Annotated in this window: 15 protein-coding genes; 9 read left to right on the top strand and 6 right to left on the bottom strand. The window is 48.8% G+C overall.

From position 1 onward, the window contains the following. Positions 1 to 30 precede the first annotated feature (30 nt). Positions 31 to 927, bottom strand: a complete 897-nt coding sequence (locus tag NMD08_RS24745; protein WP_151218427.1) for a dihydrodipicolinate synthase family protein — start codon at positions 925 to 927, stop codon at positions 31 to 33. A gap of 152 nt (positions 928 to 1,079) precedes the next feature. Between NMD08_RS24745 and yiiM the strand changes: the two genes are divergently transcribed. The 4 genes from yiiM (at position 1,080) to NMD08_RS24725 (ending at position 5,019) form a co-directional block, all read left to right on the top strand. Beyond that, entirely contained in the window at positions 1,080 to 1,754 is a 675-nt protein-coding gene (yiiM, locus tag NMD08_RS24740) for a 6-hydroxyaminopurine reductase (protein WP_370619241.1), read from the top strand. A 227-nt stretch (positions 1,755 to 1,981) separates the two neighbouring features. Continuing rightward, positions 1,982 to 2,686 (top strand): GntR family transcriptional regulator, encoded by a 705-nt coding sequence (locus tag NMD08_RS24735; RefSeq protein ID WP_187254020.1) that lies wholly within the window; start codon positions 1,982 to 1,984, stop codon positions 2,684 to 2,686. Positions 2,687 to 2,694: 8 nt separating this feature from the next. Next, complete coding sequence (locus NMD08_RS24730; protein ID WP_151218429.1) at positions 2,695 to 3,651, top strand: sugar phosphate isomerase/epimerase; 957 nt, start codon at positions 2,695 to 2,697, stop codon at positions 3,649 to 3,651. A gap of 117 nt (positions 3,652 to 3,768) precedes the next feature. Next, complete coding sequence (locus tag NMD08_RS24725) at positions 3,769 to 5,019, top strand: MFS transporter (RefSeq protein ID WP_151218478.1); 1,251 nt, start codon at positions 3,769 to 3,771, stop codon at positions 5,017 to 5,019. Positions 5,020 to 5,060: 41 nt separating this feature from the next. On the opposite strand, the gene cpxA is transcribed toward NMD08_RS24725, so the two are convergent. Then, the gene (gene cpxA, locus NMD08_RS24720; RefSeq protein ID WP_003840485.1) at positions 5,061 to 6,434 is read right to left on the bottom strand and encodes an envelope stress sensor histidine kinase CpxA; all 1,374 of its coding nucleotides are present in this window, start codon (positions 6,432 to 6,434) and stop codon (positions 5,061 to 5,063) included. Beyond that, positions 6,431 to 7,129, bottom strand: a complete 699-nt coding sequence (cpxR, locus tag NMD08_RS24715) for an envelope stress response regulator transcription factor CpxR (protein WP_003028763.1) — start codon at positions 7,127 to 7,129, stop codon at positions 6,431 to 6,433. Before cpxR ends, cpxA begins: the two co-directional genes overlap by 4 nt. Before the next feature lie 150 nt (positions 7,130 to 7,279). On the opposite strand from cpxR, the gene cpxP reads away from it, so the two are divergent. Next, positions 7,280 to 7,780 (top strand): cell-envelope stress modulator CpxP, encoded by a 501-nt coding sequence (gene cpxP / locus NMD08_RS24710; RefSeq protein ID WP_151224158.1) that lies wholly within the window; start codon positions 7,280 to 7,282, stop codon positions 7,778 to 7,780. A gap of 206 nt (positions 7,781 to 7,986) precedes the next feature. Here the strand turns inward: cpxP and NMD08_RS24705 are convergent, their stop codons facing one another. After that, a complete protein-coding gene (locus NMD08_RS24705; RefSeq protein ID WP_151218431.1) occupies positions 7,987 to 8,346 on the bottom strand; it encodes a putative T6SS immunity periplasmic lipoprotein in 360 nt (119 codons plus the stop codon). Next, positions 8,343 to 8,906, bottom strand: coding sequence for a type IV secretion protein Rhs (locus tag NMD08_RS24700; protein ID WP_278238598.1), 564 nt, complete (start codon positions 8,904 to 8,906; stop codon positions 8,343 to 8,345). The genes NMD08_RS24705 and NMD08_RS24700 overlap by 4 nt, the downstream gene beginning before the upstream one ends. 330 nt (positions 8,907 to 9,236) lie before the next feature. Here NMD08_RS24700 and fieF point away from each other — a divergent pair, with 330 nt between their 5' ends. The 4 genes from fieF (at position 9,237) to NMD08_RS24680 (ending at position 13,343) form a co-directional block, all read left to right on the top strand. Beyond that, positions 9,237 to 10,139: a CDF family cation-efflux transporter FieF gene (gene fieF, locus NMD08_RS24695; RefSeq protein ID WP_151218432.1), complete on the top strand. Its 903-nt coding sequence runs from the start codon at positions 9,237 to 9,239 to the stop codon at positions 10,137 to 10,139. A gap of 184 nt (positions 10,140 to 10,323) precedes the next feature. After that, the gene (gene pfkA, locus NMD08_RS24690) at positions 10,324 to 11,286 is read left to right on the top strand and encodes a 6-phosphofructokinase (RefSeq protein ID WP_151218433.1); all 963 of its coding nucleotides are present in this window, start codon (positions 10,324 to 10,326) and stop codon (positions 11,284 to 11,286) included. 201 nt (positions 11,287 to 11,487) lie between these two features. Continuing rightward, positions 11,488 to 12,477, top strand: a complete 990-nt coding sequence (gene sbp / locus NMD08_RS24685; RefSeq protein ID WP_151218434.1) for a sulfate/thiosulfate ABC transporter substrate-binding protein Sbp — start codon at positions 11,488 to 11,490, stop codon at positions 12,475 to 12,477. Between the two features lie 104 nt (positions 12,478 to 12,581). Then, positions 12,582 to 13,343 (top strand): CDP-diacylglycerol diphosphatase, encoded by a 762-nt coding sequence (locus NMD08_RS24680; RefSeq protein ID WP_286541383.1) that lies wholly within the window; start codon positions 12,582 to 12,584, stop codon positions 13,341 to 13,343. A gap of 217 nt (positions 13,344 to 13,560) precedes the next feature. Here NMD08_RS24680 and NMD08_RS24675 read toward each other — a convergent pair whose 3' ends face one another. Further along, positions 13,561 to 14,565, bottom strand: a complete 1,005-nt coding sequence (locus NMD08_RS24675; RefSeq protein ID WP_151218479.1) for a substrate-binding domain-containing protein — start codon at positions 14,563 to 14,565, stop codon at positions 13,561 to 13,563. Positions 14,566 to 14,577: the final 12 nt, after the last annotated feature.

Here is a 14,577-nt window from a genome sequence, read left to right as displayed (position 1 = left end):
GGATGGTTTGTACCATCCGGCATAACTGTTTTAACCCTTGATTACAAACACCTCATCAATTGTTCGACACTCACTTTCATTCAGCTCCCCGCCTGCATTACGCGAAACCCCGGTGCAATAGCCAAACTTACGCGATACTACGGTTTTGATGGTGGTGACGAAATCCTCACCGATGGCGTAGATAGACATGTAGGTGCCAATCTGGTCCTGAATATCGCGAAGTGCAGCCAGGTCACCCTGCTTAAACGCTTCTCGTGCGCAGACAAACAACTCCGGCATGACGTTGTTTAATCCTGAAATAATACCCGCGCCGCCTGCCAACAGGTTAGGAATATAGTATTCGTCATAGCCGGACAGCACCGCAAAATCTTCGCGTACGGCGCGGGTGGTCTGGATCATGCTACGGGTATGGGACTGGCAGTCGACGGTATCTTTGATGCCTGCGAAGTTGGGGAACTCAGAAGCAAGGGTGGCAACCAGCTCGGGCGTTAAATCGCAACCGGTACGTGCCGGAAAGTTATAGGCAAACCATTTCCCACTGAGTTTCTGCCCCAATTGACGGAAGTAGCTCAGTAGCTGTTTCGCCGTTTGCCCGTAATAGTAAGGCGGCAGGATCATCACGGCATCGTAACCGGCGCGATACGCTTCCTGTGCCATCAACAGCACATCATTCTGGCAGGTGGATGAGACGTTGGCGACCATCTTCAGCGAGCTCATAGCGCGAGCCTCGCGGATTAGCAGCAATCTTTCCTCGAGCGTAAAGGAGGCAAATTCCCCGATGCTGCCCATCAACAAAATCACGTCGATGTTGGCTTCGGTAAGGCGTTTAAGATGCTGGCTCAGACCGTTAAGATCGATCTTGCCGTCATTGTCCATTGGCGTAATGGAAGGACACCAGACGCCAGCAAATTGCGATTGACCAATCACGTTGTCAACTCCTTATTTGAAATGATGTTTCAAAACCAGCTTGTATTGATAGCATGTGTCCCTAACTTTCATGTGAACCGTGCTCTCATTTTGAGCGACTGGGATAAAATAAATGTGGTGTAATGGTGGAAATTTATCGGGAGAGGGAACAGATGCGATATCCGGTCGATGTTTTTACAGGCAAAGTTCGGGACTACACGGGAAGCCGTCCCAGTGCGATTGCTAAGGTTCAGGTTGACGGCGAGTTGATGCTGACTGAACTGGGGCTGACGGGTGATGAGCAGGCGGAAAAGAAAATTCACGGCGGGCCAGATCGCGTCTTGTGTCACTATCCGCGTGAACACTATCAGCACTGGAAACAAGCCTTTCCTGAACAGACGGAATTGTTCGTTGCGCCTGCTTTTGGTGAGAACCTCTCTACTGAGGGGCTGACGGAAGATAATGTGTATATTGGCGATATTTTCCAGTGGGGGGAAGCGTTGATTCAGGTCACGCAGCCACGCTCGCCGTGCTTCAAGCTAAATTTCCATTTTGGCATCAGCGATATGGCCAGCCAGATGCAGGATGCGGGCAAGACAGGCTGGCTGTGCAGCGTTATCGCGCCCGGGCTGGTATCGGCAGACGCGCCGTTGATCCTGGCGTCACGCGTGAGCGACGTCAGTGTGCGGGAGGCGATTGCTATTGCCTGGCATATGCCGTTTGATGACTCGCAATATCACCGTTTATTGTCGGCTGCCGGGCTATCGAAAAGCTGGACCAGAACGATGCAAAAGCGTCGTTTAAGCGGCAAAATCGAAGACAATTCCCGCCGTTTGTGGGGAAAATAGACTCACTCTGTTCATGCAATTAAATCAGGTGGTGACACCTGATTTACTTCTCTCGTAGCACTTATCTCTGCGTACTAAAGCGGGTAAAAACCCCCCTGCCACACCATGCTTTCAGGGCATTCTTGATACCTGGCCCACAAAAAGAAACTCTGCGTTGAAAAAAAACTTGAGTATTTCCTGCACTCAAATATCTTAGCTTCAAATTGGTTTAAACCAGATTGAGAAAAATGAAAAAGAAAAACAATGTTGATGTTCTCAGAGAGCGCTTTGAAAGCTGGTTAAACGAGAATAATTTGCCAGCGGGCTCCAAGTTGCCCTCAGAGAGAGAGTTATGTGAGTTGCTGGATGCGAAGCGCATGACCTTACGTCAGGTTCTGATTGAGCTTGAGATCGATGCACGTATTTTCCGAAAGAACCGCAGTGGTTGGTTTATTTCGTCGAAGCGATTTATTTATAACCCTAAATCACTTTCCAGTTTCAATGCTGAAGCCTGTGCTCAGGGTCGTAAACCTTTTTGGGATTATTTAACCAAAGAAACGATTGAGACCGTTCCGCATCATGTTGAAGAGGTTTTTCTCTCCTCCGGCGAACGTTATTTAGTTACCGGCTGGTGTGGGCTTGATTCGCATAAAGTGTTTTACCATGAATCCTATATTGATGCCGATATTGCGCCAGAATTTATTAACAAACTGGGTACTCAGTCTTTTGCAAGCGTCTGGGAAGATGTATATGGTCATATTTTAAACATCAAAGAAATGATCTTTAAACCGGTCAATATGCCAGAAGTGGCCTGCAAAGAACTGGGCGTTGCGCCTAATACGTATGGAATTTTAGTAGAAAAACATCGGGCCACCCGAGATAAAAAAGTGGTTCAGGTTGACTTTGAGTATTGGCGACTTGAATCAGTGGAACTTGTTATTCGTGATGAATGAGAGAAATAATGGATAAATTTAACCAGGAACTTCTTGCTGAACGTGCGAGAAATATACCACTGTATCTACATGCTTATGCTTTTCATCTGAATATGCGTTATGAGAGAGTCCTTCCGGGCGATCTTCTGGATATTGCGCACCAGCAAAAATTAAAGGGCGTGAAAATACATGTTGAAGATGGTGAATCCCAATCACTACAGAAACTGAACGATCGGCAGTTACACGACTTTAAAGAGAAAGCCAAACAACATAACCTGGATGTACATATTGAAACGAGCGCATCGGACCAAGAGACGTTGACGGATGCGATCCGTATTGCGATGGCGACTGGCGCAACGTCAGTACGTTTCTACCCGCGCTATGAAGGGCATCTCAACGATGTTATGGCGAAGATTGCTAAAGATATCGCGTGGTTGTCCCGGTATGACGACTGCGGGCTAAGCTTTACTATTGAACAACATGAAGACCTGCAAAGTCATGAGTTGGTGACGCTGGTTAAAAATAGTGGAATGAAGAATCTCTCTATTCTGTTTGATTTTGGCAACATGATTAATGCCAATGAGCAGCCGCTTTCTGCGTTAGAAATCATGTCTCCTTTGATCACTCAGGTGCATATCAAAGACGCTAAAATTATTAAAGAAGGTAAAGGTTGGGGGCATGAGGCTTGTCGATCAGGGTATGGTGACTTACCAATGGAAGAGATGCTTAAGGCATTATTACTTTTAGGTGAAGATAAGCCGCAAGTCTATGCTTTTGGTCTGGAAGAAGAAGTTGAATATTATGCTCCAGCATTTCGCTTCGATGATGAAGGTGATAACCCCTGGATCCCATGGCGTGATGCAAGTTATACACCGCTGCCCGAGAGTGACAAGATTGACGCGCGACTAGCGTTGGAAAAAGAACATGCTCTTGCACAAATAAAATATATTCGTACTTTATGCGATAAATTTATAACTAATCAATAAATTTCCTTAATATTATTAATATGTAAAAAGGATTATGCAAATAGTCTATCTACTTTATTAGTTAAATATTTTAACTGAATATTTCTCTCAACAAGCAATGAGGGTTTAATCATGTTCATGAATAAATGGGCAAGACTCTGTTTTTTAATTTTAGGCGGCGGCACAATATTTAAACTTTCAAGTATGAAAGATGTTTTCTATGTGCCAATGCAAAATGACTGGGGCTTAACCAATACGCAAATTGGCTTGAGTTTTACGGTTTATACGATTGTTCAGACAACCGGGCTTTTTCTTTCGCTCTATATCGCAGATCGTTATTCTAAGAAAATATTATTACCATTAGGTCTCATTGGTGTTGGGCTTTGCGGCTTATATTTGGCAACGCTACCGTCATTTACCGGTTATCTCATTTGCTTTGCTGCAATGGCGTTCTTTGCCGATGTGGTTTATTGGCCGGTATTGCTGAAAGCCGTACGTCTGCTGGGCACGAAAGAAGAACAAGGTCGCATGTTTGGCTTTTTAGAGGCCGGACGCGGTGTGGTAGACGTCATTGTCGCTTCTGGTGCCCTGTTTGTCTTCGTCCAGTTTGGTGAGGGGAAAGCAGGCATGCAGGCGGGGTTGTTGTTTTATACGCTCATCACCATTGCGGCAGGTATTGTGACGTACTTTATTGTCGATAATGACGAAGTTAAAGGTGGCGAGAAAACCAGTGCCAACATGGAAGTGTTAAAGGGTATCAAGCATGTGTTGTCCTGTCCTAACGTCTGGCTGGCTTCACTAGGGATTTTCTTCGTTTACGCTGCATACTGTGGGCTGACCTACTTCATCCCGTTCTTGAAAGATATCTATATGCTTCCGGTAGCCCTCGTTGGCGCTTACGGCATCATCAATCAGTATGCGTTGAAAATGGTGGGAGGGCCGATTGGTGGGCTACTGGCGGACAAGGTGGCTAAATCGCCGACAATATACCTGAAGTGGACATTTCTGATTTCCGCCGTGGCGATGCTTGTTTTCATGCAATTGCCGCATCAAACAATGAATGTGTATATCGGTATGGCGGCGACATTAGGGTTTGGGGCGATTATTTTCTCCCAGCGTGCCATTTTCTTCGCGCCGATGGATGAGATTGGTACCCCGCGCGAGTATGCCGGTTCGGCAATGGCGTTTGGCTGTATCATTGGCTACATGCCAGCCATGTTTGCGTATACGTTATACGGCTATCTTCTGGATACCAATAGCGGCATCACGGGATACAACTATGTATTTAGCGTAATGATTGCGTTCAGCTTAATGGGCTTTGTCTGCTCGACTATTCTGGTGAAGCGGATTAAAAAGCAAAAGTTGGCGGCTGCAACGGCAGCGGCATAAGGTGAGAGCTTCCCCGGTAATATAATTACCGGGGAAGTCTGTTAAGAACGCTTATACAGCGGCAACCAAATCACCAGCCGTAAACCACCCAGCGGGCTGTCTTCGGCCTTCACCCAGCCGCGATGCTGCTGGATTGCGGTTTCAACAATCGCCAGACCCAGACCAGTTCCGCCAGACTCGCGATCGCGGGCTTCATCGGTACGATAGAACGGACGGAAAATCTGTTCTCTGTCTTCAGGGCTTACGCCCGGGCCATCATCGTCTACAGTGATGGTGATCCCGTCGATATCCACCGCGAAGCCCACTTCGATCTTCGTGTGTGAATAGCGCAGGGCATTGCGCACAATGTTTTCCAGCGCGCTTTCCAGCGCATTTGGGTTACCGTACAGCGGCCACGGACCCGGCGGGAAATTCACCGTGAGCGATTTACCCATCTGCTCCGCTTCAAAGGCGGCGTTATCCAGCACTTCGCCCCACAGCTGATTGGCTTTCACCGTTTCACTGACCAGCGCGTTTTTCTGCTGATTACGCGACATCACCAGCAGGTCGTTGATCATGCTGTCCAACCGGTGCGCCTCGGTTTCAATACGCTCCAGCTCTTTACTCTCACCGCTACGACGGCGCAGCAGCGCAGTGCCCAGTTGCAGACGGGTTAACGGCGTTCTCAATTCGTGAGAGATGTCCGACAGCAGGCGTTGCTGCGTGGTCATCATTCGCTCCAGCGCCGTCACCATCTGGTTAAAGCTGGCGCCTGCCGCCAGAAACTCCTGCGGACCCGCTTCCAGTTCCGGATGTTGACGCAGGTTGCCCTGGGCCACTTCATCCGCCGCATTTTTCAATTTTCGCGCCGGTTTCGCCAGGCTCCAGGCAAGCCAGAGCAATAGCGGAGAGCTGACTAACATAGTGACAATCAGCAACAACAGCGGTCGGTCGAACAGCAGGTTGATAAAGTCTGATTGTGAGCTGCTGGCAGGTCGAATGAGATACAGCTGGTAGTTATCTTCCCCGTCTCTGACGGAGAAAGGCCCGACCATCTCAACGCGACCGTATTTTTTCTTTTGCGGATGGTCGGCGTTATCGGCCTGACCAATAAAGTTACGAATGATCTGCATTTCGTTGCGTTCTGCGCCGATCACGCGTCCTTCCGTCGTAACAAGCAATAACCGCTGTCCTGGCGGCGCCCACTTGTCTATTGCCCGAAACAAGCGACGCCACCACATCAAATCGTTGGGTGGGTCGTTCGCCAGTTCAGCTTCAACGTGTTGCTCAATCATCAACCCTTGGCGCTGCTCGCTGTCCAGTAGCTCGGTCATCTGACGTGAATCGAGCTTGGGTAACATCAGCACCAACATCAACACCAGCGCCAACGTCAACCAGAAGATGGCAAAGATGCGTGCGGTTAAGCTCCCTATCATGAAGCGGAGACCATCAGGTAGCCGCGACCACGCAGAGTTTTAAACCACGGGTGTCCGTCTTTACGCTCTGGCAGCTTACGACGCAGGTTCGAGATATGCATGTCGATCGCGCGATCGAAAGGCGTCAGGCGTTTGCCCAGGACTTCCTGGCTCAAATGTTCACGCGAAACCACCTGACCAAGATGCTGTGCCAGCAAATAGAGCAGGGTGAATTCGGTGCCGGTTAACTCCAGGATTTGCCCATCAAAGCTGGCTTCCTGGCGGCCCGGGTTAAGGCTTAACGCATCCACTTCCAGCGTCGGCGAACCGTTGTCGCTGTTCTGCTGCTGCTCACTCCAGTGCGAGCGACGCAGAATAGCGCGGATGCGCGCGACCAGTTCACGGTCGTTGAACGGTTTAGGTAAATAGTCGTCCGCACCCAGTTCAAGGCCAAGTACGCGATCCAATTCGCTGCCGCGAGCGGTCAGCATGATTACGGGAGTCTGGTGTGTCTGACGAAGTGCTTTCAGCGTATCAATACCGTTTTTCTTCGGCATCATGACGTCGAGCAAAAGTAAATCGATGCTGTCATCAAGAAGCTCAAGCGCTTGTTCCCCATCATAGGCAACCAGCACATCGAAACCTTCCATTTCGAGAAGCTCCTTTAACAGGGAAGTCAGCTCTCGGTCATCATCAACTAACAGGATTTTATTCATTGTTTACGTACCTCCGAGGCAGAAATTACGTCATCAGGCGTCGCTAATCTATGACTTTACGTTGTTTTACACCCCCTGACGCATGTTTGCAGCCCGAATCGTAAACTGTCTCTCGTTGAATCGCGACAGAAAAGATTTTGGGAGCAAGTGATGGGCAAAGTTACCGCTGCCGTCATGGCCTCAACGCTGGCATTCAGTACTTTAAGCCATGCAGCTGAAGTCGTCACAGGCGATCACTGGCACCTGGGTGATGGCTCATCGCAACGCAGCGTACAGAGCCACATGTTTGACGGTATCAGTTTAACCGAACATCAACGTCAACAGATGCGAGATTTAATGCAGCAGGCAAGACACGAACAGCCTCCTGTTAATGTTAGCGAAATGGAGACAATGCATCGCCTTGTCACCGCAGAGAAATTTGATGAAAGCGCTGTGCGCGCTCAGGCAGAAAGAATGGCGCAAGAACAGGTTGCTCGCCAGGTTGAAATAGCCAGGATTCGCAATCAGATGTATCGCCTGTTAACGCCCGAGCAGCAAGCGGTTTTAAATGAGAAACATGAACAACGAATGGAGCAACTGCGCGACGTAGCGCAATGGAAACAAAGCTCATCGTTAAATTTATTGAGTAGTAGCAACTCACGTTCCCAGTAGTACCCCTGTTTTCCTTGCCATAGACACCATCCCTGTCTTCCCCCACATGATGTGGGGGTTTTTTTTGCCCAAATTACAGCGAATTACCAAAGACAAGCAGCTACTTACAGAAGATATTTGGAGCGTATAAACGCTTTTGTTATGTGTGGCTGACCTCAATGTAACTTACTGCCTCTATGTAGGGCCGTGTACTCTGATAATAATGCTTAGCTTTTTCCTAAATCCAACACAATGCCATCATTGGTAATGATAAAGGTGTAGTAGTGATTTTTTCCATTTAAGGTATAGCTTGCGCCATACACTAACCCTTTTTCTAAATTTACCGTAAAGCAGGTACTTGGGTAGGTGAGATGCTTAAAATCGCCAACTAATAATTTTTTATTTTCTATACTATTAGTTGACAGAATATAGCGGTTTAACACATCGTTTTTATCAGTGGTAAAGCAAACACGATTGTTGTCTACGTAGATCGCCCGTCTTTCGCCGGACTCTGCACCCTCTCTATCTTTCCCTGGGCACCCGGCGAGAAATAAAAGTAAAGGGAGAAAAGTGATCGATTTCTTCATATCGGAAAGTCCCCTAGTACCTTTTCATATTTCTGAATTAACTCCAGCACCGGTTCTTCTGGGTCATAATCACGGTAAACATACAGATCGCTATGCCCATCAAACCCATAATGCTTTAACAACCAGTAATCGCTGACTAAGGATGCTTGCTGCTCCAGTCCGTAATCAAGTAAGTTTTTCTCATTTAGACTGTATGTATAATCAGCTGCCCATGAGAACGCTCCGCGTGTTCGTACCCACATTCCATATTGGTGCTGCCAAACATGCATCATTTCATGTAAAAATAGATGCTGGGCATTTGGAGTTGGCTGTTTTGTAGGCATCGAGAAATCATCTTCGTATTTTATTTTTCTAAACCACATTTCGCCGTTGGGCGTCATCGCCTGGCCGGGGTTTTGACTATCAAAAGGAAGATAACTTTCCAGATGAACCCAAACTTGCTGGTAAAGAATGCTGAAGCCAAAGAGCGAGTTTGCAAGATTTATCTCGTCAAGCCTTAGCCTACGCAGACCTCCTTCCTTGATCGGTTGCCAGTCAATAGAATTAGGGTAATACGCCATCTTAATCCCTCAAGATATGTTGATTGAGTGTTTATCGTACATCTAAAGTAAATGAGCATTGGAAGAGTTATAGAGAGGTCTCAAAAATTCAGAATAAAACGTATTCAGGTGGTGTATGGATCATGCTGATCAGGCTGTAAGATAGGCCGTAATGTAGATTTTTTATTAGAATAAATTTCTAATTTAAGTGTGTTATGTATTGCTACAACATTCCATCCCTGTCTTCCCCCACATGATGTGGTTTTTTTTGCCCAAAATTTGTCACTCGGTTATTGCCTGACTGTTTTACTTCATCCGTTATACTAGCGGCATATTCTGGCGGGAGTGTTTATGAATCATACTTATGGACGGCTGGTTAGCCGGGCAGCAATCGCGGCTACCGTGATGGCAACGCTGTTACTTTTGATCAAAATTTTTGCGTGGTGGTACACCGGATCGGTCAGTATTCTGGCTGCATTGGTGGATTCTTTGGTGGACATCGCGGCGTCGTTAACCAACCTGTTAGTGGTGCGCTATTCGCTGCAACCGGCCGATGATGAACATACGTTCGGACACGGAAAAGCGGAATCACTGGCTGCACTGGCGCAAAGCATGTTTATTTCCGGTTCGGCGCTGTTTTTATTCCTGACCGGGATTCAGCATCTCATCCAACCCACGCCAATGAAAGATCCTGGTGTTGGGGTGGCGGTCACCATCATTGCGTTAGTGTGTACAATCATTCTGGTCTCGTTTCAGCGCTGGGTGGTGAAACGCACGCAAAGTCAGGCCGTTCGGGCGGATATGCTTCATTATCAGTCTGATGTTATGATGAACGGTGCAATTCTCTTGGCGCTTGGCCTGGCATGGTACGGCTGGCATCGTGCTGATGCCTTGTTTGCGCTTGGGATTGGCATCTATATTTTATTTAGCGCATTACGCATGGGATATGAGGCGGTGCAGTCCTTGCTGGATCGCGCTTTACCCGATGAAGAACGTCAGGAAATTATTGATATCGTGACGTCATGGCCTGGAGTCAGTGGCGCCCATGATCTTCGCACGCGGCAGTCAGGGCCGACCCGCTTTATTCAGATTCATTTGGAAATGGAAGACAATCTGCCGCTCGTTCAGGCGCATTTAGTGGCTGAAGAGGTTGAGCAGGCAATTTTACGGCGTTTCCCGGGATCAGATGTCATCATTCATCAGGATCCCTGTTCGGTCGTACCCAAGGAAGGCAAGATGTTTAAGCTTTCATGATTCGTTGTAAAAAAAGTGAACCAGGCCAGCATTTTGTGTATAAATTACCACCATTCGGCCTGACCTGAATCAATTCAGCAGAAAGTGATTGTTATACTATCTGCATATTCGTTGGATCGTTTCGATATGCGGAATCGACTTCCGGCAGCAGATTTCATTTTGCATTCCAAGTTCAGAGGTAGTCATGATTAAGAAAATCGGTGTGTTGACAAGCGGCGGTGATGCGCCGGGCATGAACGCAGCAATCCGTGGTGTTGTACGTGCAGCGTTGACGGAAGGGCTGGAAGTCATGGGGATCCATGATGGCTACCTGGGTTTGTATGAAGACCGTATGGTTCAACTTGACCGTTATAGCGTGTCCGACATGATCAACCGTGGCGGTACTTTCCTCGGTTCAGCCCGTTTCCCGGAATTCCGCGACGAAAACGTCCGTGCGGTGGCTATCGAAAACCTGAAAAAGCGTGGCATTGATGCGCTGGTTGTTATCGGTGGTGACGGTTCTTATTTGGGGGCGAAACGCCTGACTGAAATGGGCTTCCCCTGCATCGGTCTGCCGGGCACTATCGACAACGATATCAAAGGTACTGACTACACCATCGGTTACTTCACCGCGCTGGGTACCGTAGTTGAAGCGATTGACCGTCTGCGTGATACCTCTTCTTCTCACCAGCGTATTTCCATCGTTGAAGTGATGGGGCGCTACTGTGGCGATCTGACCCTGGCGGCTGCAATTGCCGGGGGTTGTGAGTTCGTGGTGGTTCCGGAAGTGGAATTCAGCCGTGACGATCTGGTTGCTGAAATCAAAGCCGGCATCGCGAAGGGCAAAAAACACGCAATCGTAGCGATCACTGAGCACATGTGTGACGTTGACGAACTGGCGCATTACATCGAGAAGGAAACGGGCCGCGAAACGCGTTCAACCGTGCTGGGCCACATTCAGCGTGGTGGTTCCCCGGTTCCTTACGACCGTATTCTGGCATCCCGCATGGGCGCCTATGCCATCGAACTTCTGCTGGAAGGTCACGGCGGTCGCTGTGTTGGTATTCAGAACGAGCAGTTGGTTCACCACGACATCATCGACGCTATCGAAAATATGAAGCGTCCGTTCAAAGGTGACTGGATGGACTGCGCGAAAAAACTGTACTGATTGCTTTTTGTTGCCCGGTGGCGCTTTGCTTACCGGGCCGACAAGAGTACACGTTGTAGGCCGGGTTAGGCGCTAGCCGCCATCCGGCAACCCCTCAGTTTTATTCCTCGAAGTTATAGCAAATCTTTTTTTATTCTTTAATGTTTGGATGCCTTTCTGGCACGCTTTGCTCATTACAACATCACATAAGAGAGCTGGGCGATGAACAAATGGGGCGTAGGGTTAACATTATTGCTGGCATCGACCAGCGTTCTGGCAAAGGATATTCAGCTACTTAACGTATCGTACGATCCAACGCGTGAGCTGTACGAGCAGTACAATAAAGCCTTCAGCACGCACTGGAAGAAAGAAACAGGTGACAACGTTGTGATCCGTCAGTCGCACGGCGGTTCGGGTAAGCAAGCAACCTCCGTCATCAACGGCATTGAAGCCGATGTTGTGACGCTCGCACTGGCTTATGATGTTGATGCCATTGCTGAACGTGGTCGAATTGATAAAAACTGGATTAAGCGCTTGCCGGATAACTCTGCGCCTTACACCTCCACCATCGTGTTCCTGGTCCGCAAAGGCAACCCCAAACAAATTCATGACTGGAACGATTTGATCAAACCCGGCGTGTCAGTGATTACACCAAACCCGAAAAGCTCAGGTGGCGCACGCTGGAATTATCTGGCGGCATGGGGCTACGCTTTACACCACAACAACAACGATCAGGCCAAGGCACAAGACTTCGTGAAGGCCCTGTATAAGAACGTTGAAGTGCTGGATTCCGGTGCGCGTGGTTCAACCAATACCTTTGTAGAACGCGGTATCGGTGATGTGCTGATCGCCTGGGAAAACGAAGCGCTGCTGGCAACGAACGAGCTGGGCAAAGACAAATTCGAGATAGTGACGCCGAGTGAATCTATCCTCGCGGAGCCGACCGTTTCCGTGGTCGATAAAGTGGTGGAAAAGAAAGACACCAAAGCGGTGGCGGAGGCTTATCTGAAGTATCTCTACTCCCCGGAAGGTCAGGACATTGCAGCGAAAAACTACTATCGTCCACGTGATGCAGACGTTGCGAAGAAATACGAAAACGCATTTCCGAAGCTGAAGCTGTTCACCATCGACGAAGAGTTTGGCGGCTGGACAAAAGCGCAGAAAGAGCACTTTTCTAACGGCGGTACGTTCGATCAGATCAGCAAACGCTAAATAATTCTGTGATTTACCGACCCGGTGGCTTAACGCAACCGGGTTTTTTATTTGTCATGGTTTTGCGTTACTCTTGCCCTTCAATGGGATACAGGAAACGCGTAATGAAAAAAGCAGGCTATCTTTTTCTGGCGGTAATGGTTGTTGCCGTCGCTGCAGGTATCGGGTACTGGAAATTTACCGGCAACCCGGACGCATTACGCAAGATTGTTCTTCAGCAATGCCTGCCACACCAGTTGCAGCAGCAGGATCCTGCGCCGTGCGCAGAAGTGAAGCCAGATGCCGGATATGCGGTGTTCAAAGACCGAAATGGCCCTTTGCAATATTTGTTGATGCCCACTTACCGCATCAACGGTACAGAAAGCCCACTGCTGTTAAAATCAGGCACGCCGAACTTTTTCTGGTTGGCCTGGCAGGCGCGTAGCTTTATGAGCCAAAAATACGGCCACGAAATCCCTGACAAAGCGGTCTCTCTGACCATTAACTCGCGTAGCGGGCGTACACAAAATCATCTGCATATTCATATCTCCTGCCTGCGAACCGATGTCAGACAACAGCTTGATGACAACCTGGCGAAAATCAGTACTCGCTGGCTGCCTTTACCGGGTGGACTGCGCGGTCATGAATATCTGGCGCGTCGCGTCACGGAAAATGAACTGGCGCAACGCAGTCCATTTATGATGCTGGCAGAAGAGGTGCCGGATGCGCGTGAACATATGGGCAGCTATGCGATGGCGATGGTGCGTCAGAGCGATGAGTCTTTTGTTCTGCTGGCAACCCAGCGCAATCTGCTGGCGCTCAATCTCGCCTCCGCTGAGGAAATTCAGGATCACGACTGTAAGCTGTTGGCAAATTCTCAAAATTAGTTTGATTGTCTGGCAGGGTTCTTATTTCAGAGTAAGCCAGGAATATGAATTAAAGGGACTTCTCATGTGCGTATAACGAGTGTTGTTATTAATCAGTTACGTTTGCTGATCGTTCCTGTGTGGTAGACAGAGATGAAACACAGCAGGAAACGGTGATCCGGCTGAGTTATTTAATGGAAACCTATATAAGTATTAAGAGATATTGCCACGGCCATACTTATCTAAAGCGAAGCTGCAAAGTAGCCGGTAAACATCGTTGCCGGGACTGCGGCGTTTCGCCATTAATCAATTGATTAAGCAGTTCGAAGCAGTGCCAGGCTAACAGCTTGTTATCCTGCTGAATAGTATCGATGCGCACAGAGAGTGAGTCGTACAGATAATGATCGTCGAAGCTGGCCAGATGAATATCGCTAGCCAGTAAATGATGTTGGCTCATATAGCGCAGCACCCCTTCCAGCAACCCACAGGCAGCGGTAAACACCGCTTTTGGCGGGCGCCCTAAGCGTGCGCAAAGGGCCGCAAACATCTCATAGCCTGAACTGGGATGGAAACTGCCGTTAATCACCCACTCCGGACGCAGCTCGACGCCAGCCTTTATCAAACCTTGAGTAAAGCCCGCCAGCCGGTCCTGGGTGGGGGATAATCTCGGTTGGCCGCCGAGGAACCAGAATTCGTCTCGATGCTTTTGGGCGATACGTGAGATAAGATCGACCGTAGGCGTAATGGAGTCGGTCATGACCAGTGGCAGATCGCTTTTTCCCGGGCAGCGGTCAAACAGCACTATTGGCAATTGCTGGCTTAGCTTCCGGTAGTCGGCATCGCTATGCAGGCAGGAGGCGATAATCAGGCCATCAACCTGACGAGCGACCATATTATTTACCGCGATGCTTTCCTGCGCCGGATTTTCATCCGTACAGGCAATCAGCAACTGCACGCCAGCCTCACGGCACAGCATTTCTAGTTCATGTGAAAAAACGGCGAAGCCGTAGTTGGTCATTTCTGGCACGACAAGACCAATAGTATGGCTACGATTATCGCGTAATGAACGGGCGTGAATACTCGGTTGATAGTGCTGTTCGCGGGCGATGGTCAGCACGCGTTGACGCGTCTCTTGCGCGACGCGCATCTCTTTGCCACGGCCACTCAACACCAGGCTGGCTGTCGCTTTTGATACCCCAGCCATTTCGGCAATATCTTTGATAGTAACGCGTCTGGTTTTCATCACGGAAAAGTC

This window comes from Citrobacter meridianamericanus, from assembly GCF_041320245.1.
Lineage (GTDB): Bacteria > Pseudomonadota > Gammaproteobacteria > Enterobacterales > Enterobacteriaceae > Citrobacter > Citrobacter meridianamericanus.
The sequence above is the reverse complement of the archived record's forward strand: the minus strand, read 5'-3'. Positions and strand labels throughout refer to the sequence as shown.